The organism is Agromyces aerolatus (assembly GCF_031432255.1).
GTDB lineage: Bacteria > Actinomycetota > Actinomycetes > Actinomycetales > Microbacteriaceae > Agromyces.
Genome location: NZ_JAVKGQ010000019.1, coordinates 13,204 through 32,280, shown reverse-complemented (window position 1 = coordinate 32,280; position 19,077 = coordinate 13,204). Strand labels below are relative to the sequence as shown.

General features: G+C 69.4%; 18 protein-coding genes. 6 read left to right on the top strand and 12 right to left on the bottom strand.

The annotated features are described in order from the left end of the window. Positions 1 to 2 precede the first annotated feature (2 nt). From RH864_RS17315 to RH864_RS17305, 3 genes are all read right to left on the bottom strand, one after another. Positions 3 to 1,259, bottom strand: a complete 1,257-nt coding sequence (locus tag RH864_RS17315; RefSeq protein WP_310518829.1) for a cytochrome P450 — start codon at positions 1,257 to 1,259, stop codon at positions 3 to 5. A gap of 173 nt (positions 1,260 to 1,432) precedes the next feature. Beyond that, positions 1,433 to 2,539 carry a TRAP transporter substrate-binding protein DctP gene (dctP, locus tag RH864_RS17310; protein WP_310518828.1) on the bottom strand — a complete coding sequence of 369 codons (1,107 nt, stop codon included), beginning with the start codon at positions 2,537 to 2,539 and terminating at the stop codon, positions 1,433 to 1,435. 223 nt (positions 2,540 to 2,762) lie between these two features. Next, the gene (locus RH864_RS17305; RefSeq protein ID WP_310518827.1) at positions 2,763 to 3,287 is read right to left on the bottom strand and encodes a nuclear transport factor 2 family protein; all 525 of its coding nucleotides are present in this window, start codon (positions 3,285 to 3,287) and stop codon (positions 2,763 to 2,765) included. Between the two features lie 73 nt (positions 3,288 to 3,360). Here RH864_RS17305 and RH864_RS17300 point away from each other — a divergent pair, with 73 nt between their 5' ends. Beyond that, on the top strand, positions 3,361 to 4,392 hold the full coding sequence (locus tag RH864_RS17300) for an LLM class flavin-dependent oxidoreductase (RefSeq protein ID WP_310518826.1): 1,032 nt from the start codon (positions 3,361 to 3,363) through the stop codon (positions 4,390 to 4,392). Here the strand turns inward: RH864_RS17300 and dctP (RH864_RS17295) are convergent. From dctP (RH864_RS17295) to RH864_RS17275, 5 genes are all read right to left on the bottom strand, one after another. Then, positions 4,380 to 5,615 (bottom strand): TRAP transporter substrate-binding protein DctP, encoded by a 1,236-nt coding sequence (gene dctP, locus RH864_RS17295; RefSeq protein ID WP_310518825.1) that lies wholly within the window; start codon positions 5,613 to 5,615, stop codon positions 4,380 to 4,382. The genes RH864_RS17300 and dctP (RH864_RS17295) overlap by 13 nt on opposite strands. Positions 5,616 to 5,730: 115 nt before the next feature. Further along, positions 5,731 to 6,921, bottom strand: a complete 1,191-nt coding sequence (locus RH864_RS17290) for an acyl-CoA dehydrogenase family protein (RefSeq protein ID WP_310518824.1) — start codon at positions 6,919 to 6,921, stop codon at positions 5,731 to 5,733. 36 nt (positions 6,922 to 6,957) lie between these two features. After that, positions 6,958 to 8,058, bottom strand: a complete 1,101-nt coding sequence (locus RH864_RS17285) for an LLM class flavin-dependent oxidoreductase (protein ID WP_310518823.1) — start codon at positions 8,056 to 8,058, stop codon at positions 6,958 to 6,960. After that, positions 8,055 to 9,263 carry an acyl-CoA dehydrogenase family protein gene (locus RH864_RS17280; protein WP_310518822.1) on the bottom strand — a complete coding sequence of 403 codons (1,209 nt, stop codon included), beginning with the start codon at positions 9,261 to 9,263 and terminating at the stop codon, positions 8,055 to 8,057. The genes RH864_RS17285 and RH864_RS17280 overlap by 4 nt, the downstream gene beginning before the upstream one ends. A 44-nt stretch (positions 9,264 to 9,307) precedes the next feature. Beyond that, positions 9,308 to 10,429, bottom strand: coding sequence for a zinc-dependent alcohol dehydrogenase (locus RH864_RS17275; RefSeq protein WP_310518821.1), 1,122 nt, complete (start codon positions 10,427 to 10,429; stop codon positions 9,308 to 9,310). 128 nt (positions 10,430 to 10,557) lie between these two features. Between RH864_RS17275 and RH864_RS17270 the strand changes: the two genes are divergently transcribed. Then, the gene (locus tag RH864_RS17270) at positions 10,558 to 11,805 is read left to right on the top strand and encodes a cytochrome P450 (protein WP_310518820.1); all 1,248 of its coding nucleotides are present in this window, start codon (positions 10,558 to 10,560) and stop codon (positions 11,803 to 11,805) included. Between the two features lie 53 nt (positions 11,806 to 11,858). Here the strand turns inward: RH864_RS17270 and RH864_RS17265 are convergent, their stop codons facing one another. The 3 genes from RH864_RS17265 to RH864_RS17255 all read right to left on the bottom strand — a co-directional run bounded on the left by RH864_RS17265 (position 11,859) and on the right by RH864_RS17255 (position 14,700). Next, on the bottom strand, positions 11,859 to 12,458 hold the full coding sequence (locus RH864_RS17265) for a nuclear transport factor 2 family protein (protein WP_310518819.1): 600 nt from the start codon (positions 12,456 to 12,458) through the stop codon (positions 11,859 to 11,861). A 77-nt stretch (positions 12,459 to 12,535) separates the two neighbouring features. Continuing rightward, positions 12,536 to 13,675 carry an LVIVD repeat-containing protein gene (locus RH864_RS17260; RefSeq protein ID WP_310518818.1) on the bottom strand — a complete coding sequence of 380 codons (1,140 nt, stop codon included), beginning with the start codon at positions 13,673 to 13,675 and terminating at the stop codon, positions 12,536 to 12,538. Beyond that, the gene (locus RH864_RS17255; protein WP_310518817.1) at positions 13,672 to 14,700 is read right to left on the bottom strand and encodes an alpha-hydroxy acid oxidase; all 1,029 of its coding nucleotides are present in this window, start codon (positions 14,698 to 14,700) and stop codon (positions 13,672 to 13,674) included. Before RH864_RS17255 ends, RH864_RS17260 begins: the two co-directional genes overlap by 4 nt. Before the next feature lie 121 nt (positions 14,701 to 14,821). On the opposite strand from RH864_RS17255, the gene RH864_RS17250 reads away from it, so the two are divergent. From RH864_RS17250 to RH864_RS17235, 4 genes are read left to right on the top strand one after another with little or no spacing between them, the layout of a single operon-like run. Next, on the top strand, positions 14,822 to 15,355 hold the full coding sequence (locus tag RH864_RS17250; protein WP_310518816.1) for a nuclear transport factor 2 family protein: 534 nt from the start codon (positions 14,822 to 14,824) through the stop codon (positions 15,353 to 15,355). Beyond that, positions 15,355 to 16,608: a cytochrome P450 gene (locus RH864_RS17245; RefSeq protein ID WP_310518815.1), complete on the top strand. Its 1,254-nt coding sequence runs from the start codon at positions 15,355 to 15,357 to the stop codon at positions 16,606 to 16,608. Before RH864_RS17250 ends, RH864_RS17245 begins: the two co-directional genes overlap by 1 nt. 30 nt (positions 16,609 to 16,638) lie before the next feature. Further along, positions 16,639 to 17,553 carry a cyclase family protein gene (locus RH864_RS17240; RefSeq protein ID WP_310518814.1) on the top strand — a complete coding sequence of 305 codons (915 nt, stop codon included), beginning with the start codon at positions 16,639 to 16,641 and terminating at the stop codon, positions 17,551 to 17,553. A 36-nt stretch (positions 17,554 to 17,589) separates the two neighbouring features. After that, positions 17,590 to 18,054, top strand: coding sequence for a VOC family protein (locus RH864_RS17235; protein ID WP_310518813.1), 465 nt, complete (start codon positions 17,590 to 17,592; stop codon positions 18,052 to 18,054). A 10-nt stretch (positions 18,055 to 18,064) separates the two neighbouring features. Here RH864_RS17235 and RH864_RS17230 read toward each other — a convergent pair whose 3' ends face one another. Then, positions 18,065 to 19,066, bottom strand: a complete 1,002-nt coding sequence (locus RH864_RS17230) for an aldo/keto reductase (protein ID WP_310518812.1) — start codon at positions 19,064 to 19,066, stop codon at positions 18,065 to 18,067. Positions 19,067 to 19,077: the final 11 nt, after the last annotated feature.

Sequence of the window (19,077 nt, the reverse complement as noted above, 5' to 3'; positions counted from 1 at the left end):
TTTCAGACGCTCGCGGGAACGAGCGGGGTGTAGGTGACGTCGAACCGGCTGAAGCCGGTGGTGATGTTGTCCGGGATCCACTCGGGCTCGCCCGCGATCTCCATGTCGGGGAACGCCTGCAGCACCTTCGGGAAGAGGCACGCGAGCTCGAGGCGCGCGAGATAGCGACCGAGGCACAGGTGCACGCCCTCGCCGAAGCTCAGGTGCGGGTTGGGGTTCCTGGTGATGTCGAACTTCGCCGGGTTCTCGAAGACGGTCTCGTCCCAGTTGGCCGAGACCTGCGAGCCGAACACCCAGTCGCCCGCGCGGATCTCCTTGCCGCCGATCTCGACGTCCTCCATGGCGATCCGGAACCGCGTGCGGGCCGGGGTGACCCAGCGCAGGACCTCGTCGATCGCGCTGTTGATCAGCGACGGGTCGTCGAGCAGCAGCTGCCGCTGGTCGGGGTTCTTCAGGAACTGCCAGATGCCGACGGCCGCGGTGTTGCGGGTCGTCTCGAGGCCGCCGCCGATGAGGATCGTGAAGTAGCTGCGCATCTCGTGCACGCTGAGCGGGTCGCCGTCGATCTCGACGCGGCTCAGCACCGTCGCGAAGTCGTCCTTCGGCTCATCACGTCGTGCGAGCGCGAGCTGTTCGCAATAGCCGAGCAGCTTGGCGTGGCCCTGCCGGTGGGTCTTCAGCACGTCGCCGTCGATCAGGTACGCGGGGTGGGCCGGCGCCAGCCACTGCCAGGCGGCCTCGCGGAGCATGTCCCAGTCCGCCTCCGGGACGCCGAGCAGTCGCAGGATCACCTTCACCGGGAGGTCGCCGGCGATCTCCTCGACGACGTCGGCGCGTCCCTTGCCCGCGACATCGGCGATGATCTCGTCCACGATCTCCTCGACGTGGCCGCGCATCTTGTTGATCGCCGGGGCACTGAAGTGCTTGTTCACGGGCTTGCGGTACAGATCGTGAATGGGCGGATCGTTCCGCGCCATGCTCGTGTCGAAGCCCATCTCGAAGCGCTCCTCCGGCGTGTAGCGCTTGGTCGTCTTGGGCGGCCGCGTGTCCCAGCGCGAGCTGAAGACGCGCGGGTCGAGCAGCATGTTGCGGACGTCCTCGTACCGGGTCAGGAACCAGTAGTGCTTGCCGTACGCGTCGTCCTGCGCCCAGTGCACGGGGTCCTCATGGCGGAGCCGCGCGAACACCTCGTGGTACTCCTGCGTGCGGTACCAGTCCGGGTCCTGCAGCTTGTTGTCGATCTCGTACCACTCGGACATTCGTGCTCCTGCTTCGTCGCGGGTCGAGGCCGCTCGGCGGCCGGCGGGCCCCCTCGCGGGGCCCGGAAGTGGATGGACGGTCGGTTGGTGAACACGTGTTCACCTCGGTGTCTCATATGAGCACATCGGCCGGTGACTGTCAAGACGGCCACCGGCCGATGCCTCACCCGAGGTCAGGGACGGAAGTCGGCGAGGTACTCGTGCAGCGCGTCGGCGTAGGCCTCCCAGTCGATGTCCTCGACCGACAGGTACAGGTCGATCCAGCCCTCCTGGGTCGTCGGGCTCCCGGACTCGATCTCGAGTCCGCCGCCGACGGTCGCCCATTCCTCGGCGAGCCCGTCGAGCTCCGCCGCGAACGCCTCGGGGTCGGCGATCCCCGCCGGCGCGTTGGCCAGCGCTTCCTCGGTGTACGCCTCGCGGGCCACGTCGATCGCCTCGTTGAACGACGTCGGATCGGCGAACACGACGCCCTTCCCGGGCGCCTCGTTGGCCCATTGCACGTTGCGCTCGAGCGAGGCCTCGACGATCTTCGCGAGCAGGTCGACCCTCGCGTCGAACAGGATCTGCTGCGCCTCGAGCGGCAGCGACTCGAGCACCGACTTCTTGATCACCAGCTGGGAGCCCGACGAGGTCGCGAAGTGCGCCGGGATGAAGTACTTCGCCTCATCCCAGACGCCGAGCGTGATGAACGGGCTGATGACGTTCATGAAGCAGTCGATGACCCCGCGCTGGAGCCCCTCGAACACGTCGGTGACCGGGAGCGTGACGTTCGTCATCGACAGCTGCTCGACCTCTTCGAGGTAGGGCGGACCGGGCGTGCGGATCGTCTTGCCGGCGGCCTGCTCGGCCGTCGTGACCTCGGGCTTGCACATGACGCTGTTCTGCGCGGTGCCCCAGGTCACGAGGGTCTCCGCGTCGTAGGTCGCGAGCTCGTCGGCGAGCGCCCCGCCCTGGTACGCGGCGAACTGGACCGGGGTGCCCTCGATGAGCGACATCGGGAACTCGGGGTTGATGGCGTTCTGCGAGATCGTGGTCTCCCAGACCCCGGTCGGCATGAGGTCGGGCACGTTCGTCGGCGAGACGAACGTGATGTCGGTCAGTCCGGTCTGGATCGCACTGAGTGCCTCCGTCACCGGATGCAGCGCGGCCGCGTAGTAGGTCTCGAAGGTGATCTTGCCGTCCGTGGCCTCGGTCACCTGCTCCATGAACTCCTGCATGGCGATGACGTGCGCGGCGGTCTCCACGTTCGAGTCGCTGTACGTGAGCACGATGGGCTCCATGTCACCGAGCGAACCACCGCCCTCGGAGGGCGCAGGGCTCGAACCTCCGCCTGAGGCGCAGCCGGTGAGTACGAGCGCGGCGGCCAGGCCGCCCCCGATGAATACGCGATGTGACGCCGTCTTCCGCATGAGTTGTCCTTGTCCTCCAGGCACGCCGTTGGCCCGGATGCACGCCACCTTACTCTCAATCTATGTAATGAAAGCAATGTATACACGATTGTGATCAGGCCGCGCCCTGGCGCCGGTCGAGCAGCGGCCCGCGGAGGTACGAGGGGTCTTCGGGGCTCATGCTGCCGGCGGGGAAGCCCGCGGCGGCGTGCTTGTCGACGTCGGCGTCTGACGTCGCGTAGAAGAACGACATCATCGTCTTGCGCTCGAGGATCCGCCACTCGCCGTTCCGGCGCTCGAGCCGGTCGATATACCGGCCCGGGCTCGCGTACGTCACGCCGTCGGGGCGGAGCGAGTGCTGCACGAAATAGGTCTCGGAGTAGGCGAAGTCGCCGTCGAGTTCGGTGCAGGTCTGGCCGAGCACGTGCTGCAGCACCGCGAACCGTTCGCGCACCACCGGGATCACCCACTCGATGTACGCCTCGCGGTCACCTTCGAACGCGCCGTGCTCGTCGTAGCCGTCCTCCCAGTACACGGTGCGCAGGATGTCGGCGTCGGCGCGGTCGATGCCGCGGCAGTACCGCTCCTGGACGTTCCGGATCTCCGCGATGCTCGAGAGTTCGTCAAGCGTGTAGGACATGTCCGCTCCTCATTGATTCGGATCCTGATGCGGTTATCGTATCAATCACTGCAATGATCATCAGGAGAACTCCATGACCCGGTCCAGCGCACTCCCGGTCGAGCTCAGCATCAACTTCCCGGCCTTCGCCCTCGACCGCATCCCGGCGCTCGCGCAGGCGGCCGAGCGCGCCGGATTCGGCGCGCTCCGCGTGGGCGACATGCAGTCGACGCATCGCGAGCTGTACACCGCGCTGACCGTGATCGCGGCGAGCACCTCGCGCGTGCGGTTCGGCCCGGGGGTCACCAACCCCGTGACCCGGCACCCCGCGGTCGCCGCCTCGGCGATGGCGACGCTGCACGAGTTCTCAGGCGGCCGCGCGGTGTTCGGCATCGGCACGGGCGACAGCGCCGTGCACAACCTCGGCGAGCGGTCGGCGACGGTCGCCGAGCTCGAGGCGTACATTCGCGCCATCCGCGACCTGCACTCGGCCGGGCGCGCCGAGTACCGCGACAACACACTCGTGCTCGAGTGGTGGTCCGGCGGACCGATCCCGATCGTCGTGTCCGCCCACGGGCCGCGCATGCTGCGACTGGCCGGCCGGGTGGCCGACGCCGTCGTGGTCGGTCTCGGCATGGGCGAGCCGGCGCGCGAGTACGCCGCCGAGCAGATCGAGGCGGGCGCGCGCGAAGTCGGCCGCGACCCGGCGAGCATCGAGGTCTGGTACCTGGCCTATCTGAACCTCGGGTCCACCGCAGACGACGCCGCCCGCGAGGTGAGCTCGGCACTCGCCGTCGGCGGCAACCTCCTCGCGAAGTCGGCTGCGAAGACGATCATCCCCGACCCGCTTCGCCCGCGTTTCGCCGAGCTGGCGAGCCGGTACTCCTACCTCCAGCACGCCGGAGGCGACGCCTCGAACCCGAACGCCCGGCTCATCGACGAGCTCGGCCTGCGCGACCATCTCGCCGAGCAGTTCGGGGTCTTCGGCACGCCCGCCGACGTGCGAGCGCGCCTGGACTCGCTGGCGTCGGCGGGCGTATCGCGGCTCTGGGGCGCCTACGTCCTGCCCGACCTGGTCGACTTCTTCGACCGGTGGCGGGCGGGCGTCAGCCGTCAGGAGCCGTAGTTCGCCTTGACCACGTCGTTCAGCACGAGGTCGAGCCACGGGCCGAAGTCGGGCAGCTCGCCGTCGTGCGCCGCGACGTACTCGTTCCAGTTGGCCGGCGCCCCGTCGTAGCCGGCCTCCTCGACCAGGCCGAGCCACTTGTCGCCGGTCTCCAGGTAGAGGTCGAGGGACGCGGTCGGGTCGGCCAGCGGTGTCCCCGTCGCAGACCGGCGCGAGTCGAGCACGGTCTCGTGGAACTCGTCGAGCACGTCGACGATCTCACCGCTCGGCTCGAAGAAGTTCAGCTGCTCCATCTGCGCGACCTCGACGTTCGCGGTCATCTCGGCCTGCACGAACGCCTCGAGGTAGGCGGGAAGGCCCTCGTCGAGGAAGGCTTGACGGACGAACTCCGGCAGACCCTCCCACACCGCGGTGTTGACGCCGAAGACGTTGGAGGACCAGCCGCTGAAGGGCACGAAGACGAAGTTCTGCGCCGCTTCTTCGAGTCCGATGTTCACGATGTCGGTGAGGGTCGCCACCGTGCAGTCGATGACGCCGCGCTGCAGCGCTTCGAAGACCTCGGTGTTGGGCAGCGCGACCGGCGCGCCGCCGAGCGCCTCGACCTCGGCCGTGTGCGCCGGCCCGCCGATCCGGATGCGCTTGCCCTGGAAGTCGTCGAGCGTCGTCACCTCGTCCTTGCACAGCAGGTTGTACGCGTGCGAGGTCTGGATGCGCGGAAGGAGCGGCGTGATGCCCTTCGCGGTGATGTCTTCGAGGTATTCAGGGGTCTGATAGGCCCAGTCGAGCGTGGTTCCGATCGCCTGCAGGCTTCCCACGACCGGGGAGTCGTCGGGCGTGAACGCGAGCGGCGACGCCCATTCGTCGGCGGGGTAGTCGGATGCCGTGTACGCCGGGAAGAACGTCCCCATGTCGGTCGTGCCGTTGGAGATCGCGATGCCCTGCTCCGTCGAGGGCACGAGCGCTCCGCCGTAGAAGATCTCGAACGTCAGCTTGCCGCCGGACACCTCCTCCATGGTCTCGGCGAGCGCGTTCAGCGGCTGCGAGTGGATGTTGTCCTCGCCCCCGAACGTCGCCATCCGGAACTCCATGGGTTCCAGCGCGTCCCAGGACGCCCCTTCGACGGTCGGTCCGGCCTCGGTGGCGTCGCCGGACGAGCAGGCGGTGAGCCCGAGTGCGAGGGCGGCAGCGGCTGCTGCCGCCCGGATCGCGGATCTCTGATGCATGGGTGGACCACTCCTTCGTGACGGCCGTCGGCGAGCTCACCGGCCCGCCTCTTCACCCATACAACATTTAAATGATTACGATCTCAAGCACGCTTTGATAACGAGTGCGCGCGCGTCACTTCCAGGAGTCGATGATCGGCTTCGCGGCATTGTCGAGCGTGACCACGTCGATGAGCGCGTGGTTGCGCGCGACGATCACGTCGCGGACCGCGCGGCCCAGGTAGCTGGGATTCCGGATCGTCTGGGTGCCGCCCCACAGGCTCGCGAAGAGCACGACCTCGGTGGCCACGGTGTGCACGTGCGTCGTCGCCTGCCGGATCCGGGCCATCTGCTCGAGGCTCAGCGAGTTGGTCTCCTGCGCGGCCGCGATGCCCTCGCGGACCACGCGGAAGAAGTAGTCGCGCACCGACCAGAATTTCGCGTCGGCTTCGACGAACTCCTTCTTGAAGACCGCGTAGTCGTCGACCGGCACGGTGTAGCCCATGCGCTTCTTGCCCTCGACGATGGTCGCCACCTCGTGCAGGGCGCGCCGCATCAGCCCGAGCGCGACGCCGCCGTGACCGATCACGCTCGACGACATGAGATCGAGGGTCCGCCCCCGGTACGCCTCGCCGGGCTTCGGCAGGAGCGGGGCCGAGTCGAACGTGAACTCGTCGGGCACGAAGGAGTCGTTCCAGCCGTAGCTGTAGCTGCCGGTTGCCGCCATGCCCATGACGTCCCAGTCGCCGTAGACGATCGTCTCGGCCTTCGGCGCCCGGATCGCGCGCGTGAGCGGCGCGCCGTTCTCCCGCAGGACCGGGTTGCCCGCGTCGTCCATGATCCGTACCGTCGTGCCGACCCAGTCGGCGGCGTCCATGCCGCTGCCGAACGGGATCGGCGGGGTGTTCACGCGGTAACCGCCCTCGACCTGCACCGCGGTGCCGAGCGGGTTGATCGTGCCGCACGAGATCGGCTTCCGGCCATCCAGGAACAGCTGACGGAAGCCGGGATAGAACAGCGACGTGTTCCAGGTGGAGACGGCGCTTGCCATGAGCGCCCAGCCCGTCGAGCCGTCGGCCTCGGCGATGACTTCGAAGACCTCGAGCGCGACATCCGCCGGCGCCGCTCCCCCGCCGAGCTCGCGATCGACCAGCATCCAGAACAGGCCGGCGTCCTTGAGCGCCTGTATGGTCGCGGCCGGCATGGCGCCGGCGGCCTCGCCCTCGGCGGCATGCGCCTCCACGATCGGCGCGATCGCCCGGGCCCGTTCGACGTAGTCCGATGCGGCGAGGGCGGCGCTGCCGGTCGATTCGCGGGTGTCGGTCATGGGGGCGTCTCGCTTTCGTTCGTGTCCTGGGGGTGGTCAGTGGCCCTGCATGGTCGGCAGGATGTCTCGGACGAGGCGCGCGCGCATCTCATCGTGCTCGGGCTGGTCGGGGGTCGAGTGCGACAGCACGAACCGGTCGACGCCGAGCTCGGCCAGGCCGTGCAGCCGGTCCAGGCAGTACGCCGGCTCGCCCACGATCGTGTATGCGCTGATGTAGTCGTCATCGAGGCCTCCGCGGCCCTGCCCGCCCTGAGCGTGCTGGCTCACGTCGTAGGTGTCGAGCATGCCCTCGAGCACGGCCCGGTCGCGCTCGGTCGCGAATCCGCGGACCTGGCGGTCCATCACGCGGAATCGTGAGCCGACCGCGACGAACGGCACCACGAGTTCGCGTTCGCGGCGGCCGTCGCCGCCGTCGGTCACCGCGACCGACGTGAACGCCGTGAAGCCGAGCGAGTCGGGGTCGCGGCCGGCCTCCCGTGCACCGGCGCGCACGCGCTCGATCGCCCAGGCGACGCGTTCCGGATCGGCGCCGACCATGAGTGCGACCCGATCCCCCACACGCCCGGCCATCTCCAGCGCCTTCGGCCCGGTCGCGGCGATCTCGACCGGGACCCGGGGCTGCGCACGATCCAACCAGACGAGCGAGCTGCCGTCGGGACCGGTTCCGACCGCGAGGTCCTCGAAACCGTGGATCGCGCCCTCCATGACGGGCGCGACCTCGGGCAGCGGCAGCGTGTCGCCCGCGAGATAGCGCTTCACGAGCGCGGCGAATCGCTCGAACGTGCCGAGGCGGGTCGGCGAGAGGCCGAGATAGGCGAGTGCGGTGTCGCCACGTCCCAGCGCGAGCTGCATGCGGCCGCCCGAGATCTCCTGGACCGCCGCGGCGGCGCTCGCCACGACCGCCGGCTGCCGGGTGAGCGGCACCGTGACGCCGGTCGTGAACCGCAGCCGCTCGGTGCTCATCGCGATCGCGGTGAGCATCACGAAGACGTCGGGCGCGATCGACTGGCTGTCCGCGAAGACGATCCCGTCCCAGCCCTCGCGCTCGTACGTCTGCGCCGCGCCGATGATGCCGGACGGCCGGGGGTCGTGGAAGCGGACGATCGACGTCCAGCACTCCGCGATCGGATGTGTCACGCCACCGACCTCCAGGAGTCGATGATCGGCGCCGCCGCGTTGTCGAGCGTGACCGGGTCGATGAGCGCATGGTTGCGCGCGACGACGAGGTCGCGCACGGCACGGCCCAGGAAGCTGGGGTTGCGGATCGTCTGGGTGCCGCCCCACAGGCTCGCGAACAGAGTGACCTCGGTCGCGACGGTGTGGAGGTGGGTGGTCGCCTGCCTGACCCGCGCCATCTGTTCGGCGGTCAGCGACTGCGTCTGCTCGACCGAGGACATCGCCTCGCGGATCACGCGGTAAAAGTAGTCGCGGATCGACCAGAAGGCAGCGTCCGCCTCGACGAACTCCTTCGCGAAGACGGGGTACTCGTTGACGGGCACCGCGTAGCCCATCCGCTTCTTGCCGTCGACGATCGCGGCGACCTCGCGCAGCGCACGCCGCATGAGGCCGAGCACGACCGCACCGTGCCCGACGACGCCCGAGGACATCAGGTCGAGCGTCGCACCTCGGTAGTCCTGCCCGGGCGGCGGGACCAGCGGTGCCGCGTCGAACGAGAACTCCTCGGGCACGAAGTACTCGTTCCAGCCGTAGGTGTAGCTGCCGGTCGCGGCCAGCCCCATGACGTCCCAGTCGCCGTAGACCGTGGTCTCCGCCTTGGGGGCGCGCACCGCTCGGGTCAGCGGCGCACCGCCCTCCCTGAGCACCGGCGTGCCCTCCGCGTCCACGATCCGCACGGTCGTGCCGACCCAGTCCGCGGCGTCCATGCCGCTGCCGAACGGGACGGGCGGCGTGGTGACGAGGTATCCGCCGTCGACCTTGACCGCGGTGCCGAGCGGCGCCTGCGTCCCGCACGTGATGGGGCGCTCGCCCTCGCCGTAGAGGCGCCGCAGGCCCGGGTAGAACTGCGAGGAGTTCCAGGTCGAGACCGACGACGCCATGAGCGCCCAGCCGGTCGAGCCGTCGGCCTCCGAGATGATCTCCATCACCTCGAGTGCCTCGTCGATCGGGATGCCGCCGCCGCCGAGGTCGCGTTCGACGAGCATCCAGAACAGCCCGGCGTCTTTGAGCGCCTGGATAGTCGCCGCCGGCATGGCGCCGGCGGCCTCGCCGGCCGCGGCGTTGGCCTCGATGACGGGCACGAGCGCCCGGGCGCGCGCCAGGTAGTCGTCTGAGGCGCCGGCGGATGCCTCGGTCGAATCGATCGTTCCGCGGGTCAGGGTCATCGTCTGGTTCCTTGGTCTGCTCGGATCAGGTGCGTCTGCGCTGATCACGCCGTGAACGTGGGCGTGACGACCACGTTCACACTCTTGGTGCCCGGCACCTTGGCCTCGAGGGTGTCGAGCGCCTCTTCGAACCGGTCGAAGCCGAACACGTGCGTGCGCATCTTGTCGAGCTGGACGCGACCGTCGATCAGCAGGTCGGCCGCGGTGCGGTACGCGGCGATGCTGGAGTTCGCCGCGCCGATCACCCGGATGTTCTTCGACGTGATCCGGCCGATCGGGAACCCGTCGACGGTCGCCTCCTTGACCCCGATGTTGACGAACGTCCCACCCGTCTTGACCATCTGCAGGCCCTGCAGGGTCGTGGACGTGATCTTCGGCACGGTGTCGATGACCAGGTCGGCGCCCTGGCCGCCCGTGAGCTCGAGCACGGCCTCGACGGGATCCTGCTGCTCGACGTCGATGACGGCGTCCGCACCGAACTCGAGCGCGAGATCGAGCTTGTGCCGATCGCGGGTCAGGCCCGTGGCGACGATGAGGCCGGACCCGACCGCGCGCTGCGCGGCCACGATCGCGAGTCCGCGCTGACCGCTTCCGAGCACGACGACCGACTGGCCCGCCCGGTGGCCGGGCGTCATGATCGACCACTGGATCGCGCCGCCGAGCGGGTTCCAGAGCGTGGCGGTCAGCGGGTCGAAGTCCGCGGGGAACGGGTAGACGACCGTGTCGGGGTCGAGGTACACGTGCGTGCTGTAGCCGCCCCAGAGGCCGGGCGACACCGTGGTCGGGATGAATCCGTAGACGGGCACGGCGAACCGGCCGGCCGCGCACATGTGCATCCGCCCGTCGGTGCACGGCTCGCATCGGCCGCAGGGAATGACGGGATTGACCGCGACCCGGTCGCCGATGTTCAGGCCCTCGCGGTGCTTCGTCTTGGGGCCGAGGTCCTCGATGACGCCCACGATCTCGTGCCCGTTGATCCGCGGATACTTCCGGTCTGCGGGGACGATCCGGTCCTCGCCGAGGAACGACTCGACGTCGCTGCCGCAGATGCCGTTCGCCTCGACCCGCAACAGCGCGGCGCCCGGCGGGAGCTTCGGGAACGGGATCTCCTCGAAGTGCTGCTCTTTGGGTCCGGTCTGGACGAGCGCGGTCGCGCTGCTGGTCATAGTTCCTCCTTGATACCCGACCATCCTGAGGGTAGCGCTTCATGTCAATAATTGACTACATTCGCTCGCAGACCTGATTCCGTCGCCGCCGGCGGCGAGCGGTCCCGGCTTCATCGAGGAGGCAGCGCATGACCGACTGGAGCGAGATCGACAATTCGCTGCTGGATCCGGCCTGGCTCGCGACGCAGCAGTTCCACGACGTCTACCGCCGGCTCCGCGACGAGGATCCGATCCACTGGACGCGCAACGACGCGTACGGCCGCCACTACTGGTTCGTGACCCGGCACGAGGACGTCGTCGCGTATCTGCACGACCACGAGCGGCTCAGCAGCCGCTGGGCGAGCCGGGTGCCCAAGTCCCCGCAGCGCATCACGCCCGAACAGCGGTTCGCCGAGGGTGGATCGGTGCTGGCCCATCTCGACCAGCCGGTGCACACGCTGTACCGGCGCCCGATGAACAAGCACTTCAGCGTGCCGGCCGTGCGCAAGCTCACCGCGGACATCGAACGGTACGTGGACGAGGTGATCGCGTCGATCGGCGGCCGCACCGAGGCGGACTTCGTCGAGGAGATCGCGGGTGAGCTGCCCGCGCGCGTCATCCTCCGCCTCCTCGGCGTGCCCGAGACGGACTGGCCCGAGCTGCGGGAGGCCGTCTGGCTGTACTTCTCCTCGGCCGACCCCCGCTGGGTGATCGACGACGACCCGGTCAAGACGCGCGCGATCGGGCTGAAGCGGCTCTCGGACTACACGACGCAGATGGCGCTGGATCGCCGCGAGCGGCCGCGCGACGACTTCGCGACCGTGATCGCCAACACGCTGATCGACGACGACGTGCTGAGCGTGATGGAGATCCGCGCCTGGCTGACGGCCCTCATCGCCGGCGGGCTGGAGACGACCCGCAACGTCGCCGCGGTCGGCACCTGGCTGTTCCTGAAGAATCCCGCGCAACGCGAGCTGCTGCTCAGCGACCCGTCGCTCACCGCCGGCGCCGTCGAGGAATGCCTGCGCTGGGCCTCACCCGCGAGCAACCGGCTGCGCGTGGCATCCGTCGACTTCGACTTCCACGGCCGGGAGATCCGGGCCGGCGACTGGGTCGTCGGCTCGCTCGCGTCGGCGAACCGGGACGAACGCGTCTTTAACGATCCGCACCGGTTCGACATCACCCGCAGCCCCAACCCGCACGTGAGCTTCTCGGACGGCATCCACCTGTGCCTCGGCCGCAACCTCGCCAGGCTCGAGCTGCAGGTGTTCCTGCCGCGCATCCTCGCCGCCCTGCCCGACCTCGAGCCCGTCGGCGAGCCGGTCTGGGCCGAGGACAACGTGATGAACGGCTTCGCCGAGTTCCCGGTCCGCTTCTCCAGCCCCGTCATGGCCTGACACCGAACGGCCCGAGTGCGGGGAACACCCGGGCCACGTGGCATTCGTGGGCCTCAGACGCCCGCCATCAGCTGCTGGACGCCGCGCTCCCAGTCGATCTCGGGGTAGAGCTCGCTGAGCCTCGCGATGAGCTTGCGCTGACCGTTCGACACGATGAACACGTTGCCCTCGTGCCAGCCCACGAGCTCCTTGAGCGACGTCATCTTCCAGCCCTCGTCCGTGCGCGTGAACGTGTCGCGGTAATAGCCGACGGTCGTGGAGATGTGCTCGCCGGTCCGGGTGCTCGCCCAGTGCTTGCCCTGCATGACCGACAGCACGGTCGCGTGCTCGCGCGCCTCGTCGAACTCGAACCCCACGGGCGTCTTCAGGTGCTGGCTGAACTCGATCTCCGAGAAGAACTCCTTGAGCGCGTCGACCCAGTCGTCGGTGCGGATGGTGCTGCGGCCGACCTGACTCCCGGAGAGCTCGATGAGGTCGGTCTTCATGTCGTCGGTCCAGGCATTCCGGTACAGGTCCCAGTCGCGCGAGTCCATGCCGAAGCAGTAGCGGCCGATGACGTCGGTGATGTCGGCGCGGTCGAGCAGCTCGCTGAGCCGTGCGGTGTCGGCGTCCCGGCGGGGTCGTGTCGTCGGTTCATTGTGAACGGTGCTCATGATTCGTCCTTTCGTCGGTCGTTTCGTCGGTCGTTCGGTTCGGCGCTCGGGGCCGATCGGTCGCGATCCGCGGTCCGTCAGCTCACCGGATCGGGCAGGTCGAGTCTGATGAGGTCGAGCCCCGCGACGCGGTCGAGCAGGTAGACCAGGCCGCGACCGTCGACGGTCACGTCGTTGGACGAGACGCGACTCGCACCCGGAGCCGGGTCGGGCAGGTAGGAGGCGACGAGCCGCGGCGCGAGCGGCTCGGCGAGGTCGAAGACCTGCAGGCCGTGCGCGAACCACGCGAACGGGATGATCGTGCCGTGGAAGCGCTCGCTCGGCTGATGGCACCCCGTGAACGGCTCCTGCGGCGATCCGTCGACGTCGACGCCGGGCACGGTGATCGTCGAGACCGACACGGGGAGCGTCTCGTCGGTGATGTCGTAGACAATCGCGAACGCGGGCGGTGCGGGATGGATCTTGGAGACGTCCTCGTCGGCGACGACCATGTACCGCCGATCGCGTACGCGATCGGGCAGCACGAGGCAGGTGTGGGTCGGGTGCGGGAACGCCGGGCTGCGTCGCGAGTGCCCGACGGCGACCGGATGCCTCGGGTCCGAGATGTCGAGGATGAAGAAGCCGTGATGCCAGTAGCTGACGTAGAGCCGGTCGCCGACGCGCAGCGGATGGTGGCAGCGGGGCGGCACGAAGTCGTCCCACGGGTACTCCTCGCCGCCGTCCGTCCACTGGCCGGGGATCCACCAGCGCGAGACCTCGCGGGGGTCGGCCGGATCGCGCACGTCGATGATGAACACGAGGTTCCCGCGGTAGCCCTCGGCGGTGGCTGACAGGTACACGTACTCGCCGTCGAAGTCGAACCGGTGCACACCCTTCCCGCCGGTCTCCCACTTGCCCGTGAGCCGCGGGTTGGAGGGGTCGGAGACGTCGTAGATCGCGAGGCCGCCACGGAACCCCTCCGGCCCGCCCTCTCCCCACTGCTCGTGGTTCACGACCATGACGTCGCCCACCGCGCGCACCTTGTGCGAGTGCCAGCCCTGCGGCATCTCGATCTCGGCGAGCTTCACGGGGTGCGCCGGGTCGGCGACGTCGTAGATGCTCGTGCCGTGCGGGGCCTCGATGTGGGCGACGTAGCAGCGGTCGCCGTCGACCCAGACCTGCCCGCCACCCGGCACATCGAGGTGGCACACGAGTTCGGCATTCACGGCCGTGGTCATCTGGCTCCTTCGTTGCGGACGTACCCGCGGTCGAGTGCGCGGACGTCGGGGCAGCCCAGCTGGGCGAGCGTCTCGACGAGCTCCTCGCGCAGGATCGAGAGCACGTCGGCCACGCCGTCCTCACCCGCGACGGCGAGGCCCCACCACGTCGGTCGCCCGATCATCACCGCGCGGGCGCCGAGCGCGAGCGCCTTGGCGACATCGTCGCCCGTGCGGACTCCGCCGTCGAGGTACACCTCGGCCCGCGCGCCGATCGCGTCGACGACCTCGGGAAGCACGTCGACCGCGGCCGGCGCGGAGCCGGACTCCCGGCCGCCGTGGTTGGAGACGACGACGCCGGACGCACCGGCCTCGACTGCGGTCGCGGCATCGTCGGCGCGGAGCACGCCCTTGACGACGACCGGCAGCGACGTCGTGGCGCAGATCCACTCCAGCGTGGCGCGGAGCACGGGGCGCACCTCGGGCGCCCCGTCGGGGAAGTGTGCGAGCTGGACCCGGCTCGAGGGCCGGAACCCGTTGCGGCGATCGTGTTCGCGCATCCGCGCGCGGCGGGGCACGTCGATGGTCACGCAGACGGCCGCGCATCCGGCGGCCTCGGCGCGCTCGAGCAGCCCCTCGGTGTGCGCCCGCCCGTAGTCGTAGAGCTGGAACCACACGGGTGCGCCGGCCGCGGCCTCCACGATGCGCTCGAGCGGATGCGTCGCCAGCACCGCGGCCGGCGCGACGGTGCCGGCTCGTGCCGCGGCGCGCGCCGTCGCGACCTCCCCATCCGGGTGCGCGAGCTGCTGGAGCCCGGTCGGGGCGATCAGCACCGGACTCGAGACGACCGCTCCGAGCACGGTGGTCTCCGTCGAGATCCGGGAGACGTCGACGAAGCGTCGCGGGATGAGCACGTGCCGCTGGAACGCCTCGAGGTTGCGGCGCACCGCCCGCGAGCCGCCCGCGCCCGATTCCACGAAGGCGGCGACGTCGGGGTCGAGCAGGTACGCGGCGTCCGCGGCGTAGTCGGCGAGCGAAAGCAGCATCCCCACCCCGTTCCGGCGCCGTCGCCTCGCGATCAGCATAGTCCGAAGCTGGACTAAGCTATAAATGTTTGTAATGTCCGTCGACGATCGCGTCGCGGGATTCGCACACGGAAGGTCGACGATGACCGAGAGAGAACTGCAGCACCTGCTGGACCAGGCCGCCATCGAGCGCGTCGTGTACGACTACGCGACCGGCCTCGACACCAAGGACTGGGCGCTCTGGCGCTCGATCTTCACCGACGAGGTCCAGGTGAGGTTCCGGCCCGCGGCCGAGGCCGAGTTCACGGGCCTCGGTCAGGACTGGGTCGCCATGACGGCCGACGAGTGGGTCGAGGGGCGACGCGTGCTCTTCACCGGGCTCGCGACCACCCAGCACCAGATGACCAACCCGCGCATCACGATCGACGGCGACACGGCGACCTGCATCATGTACATGCAGGCCATCCACTTCCTGCCCGGGGCACCCGAGGCCGAATACACCCTCGGCGGGTACTACGTCGACGACCTCGTGCGCACCCCCGAGGGCTGGAAGCTCGCACGCGTCAACCTCAACGTCACGTGGGAACGTGGCGACGCGACCATGCTCGAACGCGGACGCGAGCTCGGGCGCCGGCTCGTGCACGGCGAAGGCACCACGATGACGAAGGAGCTGTGATGACGAAGTGGGACACCGACGACCGGATGCTCGACCCCTCGTGGTACGTCACCCCTGAGTACAAGGAGGTCTTCCGCCGGCTGCGCGACGAGGACCCGGTGCACTGGACCGAGGACGACAGCTACGGCAAGCACCACTGGACGATCAGCCGGTACGACGACGTCAAGCAGTTCCTCACGAACCACGCACAGCTCAGCAATCGCTGGGACACGCGCATCCCGGCCACGCCCAAGCGCTACACGCCCGAAGAGCGGTTCGCCATGGGGTTCGACACGAGCATGGCGCGCAACGACCCGCCCATCCACGACCTGTACCGGCGGCCCGTCAACAAGCACTTCAGCGTTCCCGCGATCAAGAAGCTCACGGGGGATGTCTCGTCGATCGTCGACGAGATCTTCGCCGAGGCGCGCGAGAAGGGCGAGGTCGACCTCGTCGACGAGATCGCGGGTGAGCTGCCCGCGCGCGTGGTGCTCCGGATGATCGGCGTCCCGGAGTCCGACTGGGACGACCTCCGCGTCGCCGCATGGCGCTGGCTCTCCCCCGCCGACGACCGGTATCAGGTCGACGGCGACCCGGTGAAGACGTCGCGGCTCGGCCAGCAGACACTCCTCGACTACTGCGGAGAGCTCGCCCTCTCACGCCGACGCGACCCCAAGGACGACTTCGCGACGGTGCTCGGTCAGCTCCGCATCGACGACGACCCGCTGACCGCGCACGAGATGCGCAACTACATGTCGGTGATCATCGGCGGCGGGCTCGAGACCACGCGAAGCGCGGCCTCCCTGGGTCTGCTGAAGTTCATCTCCGACCGCGATCAGGCGCAGCTGCTGCGGGACGACCCGTCGCTCGCACCGTCCGCGGTCGAGGAGGTCCTGCGCTGGGGATCGCCCGTCAGGAGCAAGTTCCGCGTCGCGTCGGCGGACTTCGAGTGGCACGGCAAGGACATCAGGGCGGGCGACTGGGTGGTCGGACTCCTCGCCTCGGCGAACTGGGACGAGCGCGCGTTCGACGCTCCCGAGACGTTCGACATTCGCCGCAACCCGAACCCGCACCTCACACTGGGCGAGGGCATCCACCAGTGCCTCGGGCGCAACCTCGCGCGCCTCGAGCTGGCCACGCTGTTCAAGCGCTTCGTGGTCGAGTTCCCCGACGCCGAGCTCTCGGGTCCCACGGTGTACATGGCCGACCGCATCATGAGCACCCTGCGCGGCCAGTCGGTGCGGTTGAATGCGTCTGCGCCCGCGTTGGCCTGAGAGAGGAAACGGATGTCCAACCCGCGACTGATGACCGATGACGAGCTGCCCGCGGTCTTCGAGGCCGTCTCGAACTGGGGGCGCTGGGGTGCCGAGGACGAGCGGGGAACCGTGAACCTGATCACCCCGGCGGTCACCGCGCGCGCCGCGGCCGAGATCCGCGAGGGCGCGGTCGTCGGATTCGGCTCGATCGACCTCTCCGGCGCGCTCGCCTCGGCCGAGCCGCCCACGCGACACGTCATGCTCAAGCACGGCGAGGACGCGGCCGAGGGCTACGCGTCGGCCACGGACTTCGTCGGCATCGACTATCACGGCGTGCACACGAGCCACTTCGACGCCCTGTGCCACGTCTTCTACGACGGCCGTATGTACAACGACCGGCCGGCCGAGCTCGTGCGAGCCTCGGGGGCCGAGGCGAACACCATCGACGTGTTCCGGGACGGCATCGCGACGCGGGGCGTGCTGTTGGATGTCCCCGCGGTACGGGGCACCGCCTTCGTGGAACCGCTCTCCCCCGTCGTTCCGGCCGAGCTCGACGCCGCCCTCGAGGTGCAGGGCACCGAGCTGCGCGAGGGCGACGCGCTCTTCGTCTACGTCGGGCGATCCGCCCGTCGCGCCGCGACCGGTGGCGACTTCGTGGACGGCGCGCTGCACGTCGCGGGTCTCGACGCGTCGTGCCTGCCCTGGCTGCACGAGCGAGGTGTCTCGGTCCTCGGGTCGGACGGCGCGAACGACGCGCTGCCTCGTCAGGCGGGTGCCGAACGGGTGCCGCTGCATGTCGGCGCGATCGTCTACATGGGGATGCCTCTGCTGGACAATGCGGCGCTCGATCCGCTCGCCGAGGCGTGCCGTGCGCGGTCGCGCTGGAGCTTCTTCACGACGATCTCGCCGCTGGCCATCGGCGGCGGCACGGGGTCTCCCGTGAACCCGGTCGCCATCTTCTAACAGCGCCTCAGCCCCACCGGCGATCGGAGCCCGCTCGTGACCCCAGACCCGTACTACCCGGCGGTCTACCATCTCGGTTTCGTCGTGCCGGACCTCGAGGCGACGCGCGAGACCAACGGCGCCTTCCTCGGCGGGGTCGACTTCTACCGGCACTTCTCGATGGAGGTCCCGGACGTCGAGTATCGCGGCCAGGTGGTCACGTACACGGCCGACGTCGCGTTCTACGACTCGGACAACATCCGGATCGAGCTCATCCAACCGACCGGGCCGGGCCCGTCCCCGTACCACGAACACCTCGCCGCCGGCGGCGGCACGAGCGGCGTCCATCACGTGGCGTACCTCGTGGAGTCGATCGACGAGCACCTCGCACGCGCGCGAGCCGGCGGCAGCGAGCCTCGGCTCGTGCTCGAGTCGCCGCTTCCGGCGGGCAACGGCAGATACGCCTACTACGAGGGTCTGCTCGAGGGCATCGTCGTCGAATTCATCGAGCGCCACGCCTGAGGGCCGCCCCTCATCGGAGACGCCCTTCGACCGGATACGCCGGATCGTTGTATCCGGGCGATGACGGATGCCCCGGGGCGACGAGCGCGTCGACCGCCGCCTCGTCCTCGTCGTCGAACCGCGTCCGGGCGGCCGCGAGGTAGGCCTCCCACTGGTCGAAGGTCCGCGGGCCGGCGATCACCGAGCTGATGGCGGGGTTCGCGAGCACCCATCCCAGCGCGAACTCGGTGAGCGTCATGCCCTTCGCGTCGGCGTGCCGGGCGAGCCGCTCGGCGACCGCGAGCGATTCCGGCCGCCACTCGGTCTGCAGCATGCGGGCGTCGCCGCGCCCGGCGCGACTCTCCGCGTCCGGCGTCGTCCCAGCGCGGTACTTGCCGGTGAGCACGCCCCTGGCGAGCGGGCTGTAGCTCACGAGCCCGACGCCGTAGTGCACCGAGGCCGGGATGACCTCGCGCTCGGCGGTGCGCTCGACCGCGCTGTACACGGGCTGGCTCGCGACCGGCCGGTCGAGTCCGAACGCATCGGCGAGCTGGCACACCAGCCCGATTCGCCAGCCCGCGAAGTTGGATACCCCGAAGTACCGCAGTTTGCCCTGCCTAATCAGGTCGCCGAGCGCCCGCACCGCCTCGGGCAGGGCCGCGTCGCTGAAGCTCCGATGGAGGTAGACGACGTCGAGGTAGTCGGTGCCGAGCCGGCGCAGGCTCGCGTCGACGGACTCCACGATCCACTTCCGCGACGACCCGCCCTGGTTGGGGCCGGGTCCCATCGAGCTGCCGAGCTTCGTGGCGAGCACCCAGTGGTCGCGATCCTCCCGGATCGCGGATCCGGTCACCACCTCCGATTCGCCGCCCTGGTACACATCAGCCGTGTCGATGAAGTTGACGCCCGCATCACGTGCACTCGCGATGATGCGGTGCGCCGTCGCACGATCGGTCGGACCCCCGAACATCATGGTGCCGAGGCAGACCCGGGAGACCTGCAGGCCGCTTCGTCCGAGCGGGCTAATCGCCATCGCGGAGCCCA